Genomic DNA, 1,496 nt, shown 5'->3' with positions numbered 1-1,496 from the left:
CTTCAAGGAAAACCGAAAGAAAGAGAGGCCCTGATGGCCGACTGGATGGATGAACTCCCCGCATCGGCACGGCAATACCTCGATGGCAAACGCCTCGACGAAGTGGAATGTATCATTCCCGATCTACCGGGGATCGCACGCGGCAAGGCGGTGCCCGCCACGAAATTCGCGCGGCAGGAATATTTCCACCTGCCCGACAGCATCTTTTACCAGACGATCACCGGCGAATGGGGCGAAGCGGCGGGTGATGAGGGTTTCATCGAAAAAGACATGATCCTGCGCCCCGACATGGATACCGCCACGGCAGCACCGTGGACGGCGGATTGGACGCTGCAGGTCATTCACGATGCCTTCAACCGCGACGGCGAACCGGTGCCCTATTCGCCGCGCAACGTGCTCAAGCGCGTGGTGCAGCTTTACCGCGACAAGGGGTGGGAACCGATCGTCGCACCCGAGATGGAATTCTTTCTCGTCGCCCGCAACCTCGATCCCGCGCATGAGATCAAGCCGATGATGGGCCGCTCGGGCCGTCCTGCTGCCGCCCGGCAGGCCTATTCCATGACCGCGGTCGATGAATTCGGCCCGGTGATCGACGACATCTATGATTTCGCCGAAGCGCAGGGGTTCGAGATCGACGGCATCACGCAGGAAGGCGGTGCGGGACAGTTGGAGATCAACCTCATCCACGGCGACCCGGTGCGGCTGGCTGATGAGGTGTTCTATTTCAAGCGCCTGATCCGCGAAGCCGCGCTGCGCCACGATTGCTATGCCACCTTCATGGCCAAGCCCATCGCCGACGAACCCGGCAGCGCCATGCATATCCACCATTCGGTGCTGACGGCAGAGGATGGCCGCAACATCTTTTCCGACGAGGACGGCAAGGAAACGGCGGAGTTTCATCACTTCATCGCGGGCCTGCAGAACCATATGCCCGCGGCACTTGCCGTTATTGCACCTTACGTGAACAGCTATCGCCGCTACGTGAAGGACCACGCGGCACCCATCAACCTCGAATGGGGGCGCGACAACCGCACCACCGGGATCCGGGTGCCGCTGTCCAGCCCCGGCGCGCGGCGGGTGGAAAACCGGCTCGCCGGGATGGACTGCAACCCCTATCTGGGCATCGCCGCCTCCCTCGCTTGCGGCTACCTCGGCCTGACCGAAGGCCGCGACCCGCTGCCCGAATTCCACGGTGACGCCTACGATGGCGACGGCGACATCCCCCGCGTTCTGGGCGAGGCGCTGGACCTCTTCGAGGAATCGACCGCCCTGCACAAGGTGCTCGGCCCCGAATTCGCCCGTGTCTATGGCATCGTGAAACGTGCCGAATACGACGAATTCCTGCAGGTCATTTCCCCGTGGGAGCGTGAACATCTGTTGATGAACGTCTGAGCCATGGACCTGCTCTATGCCAATGACCGGGCCGGGGCCTATCCCGACAGCTGGTATGCGGCCACCGCCACGCCCCTGCCCGCCTTTCCCGCGCTGAAGGGCGA

The 1,496-nt window shown here is 62.8% G+C and carries 1 protein-coding gene; it reads left to right on the top strand.

Annotation, left to right across the window (positions count from 1 at the left end):
• The first annotated feature begins 33 nt into the window (after positions 1-33).
• Entirely contained in the window at positions 34-1,392 is a 1,359-nt protein-coding gene (locus A3764_RS07155; RefSeq protein WP_067928220.1) for a glutamine synthetase family protein, read from the top strand.
• Positions 1,393-1,496 lie beyond the last annotated feature (104 nt).

Origin of the sequence: Sulfitobacter sp. HI0129 (assembly GCF_001635395.1) — a bacterium.
Lineage (GTDB): Bacteria > Pseudomonadota > Alphaproteobacteria > Rhodobacterales > Rhodobacteraceae > Sulfitobacter.
Note: the sequence above shows the minus strand (reverse complement) of the source record. Positions and strands in the feature narration are given on the sequence as shown.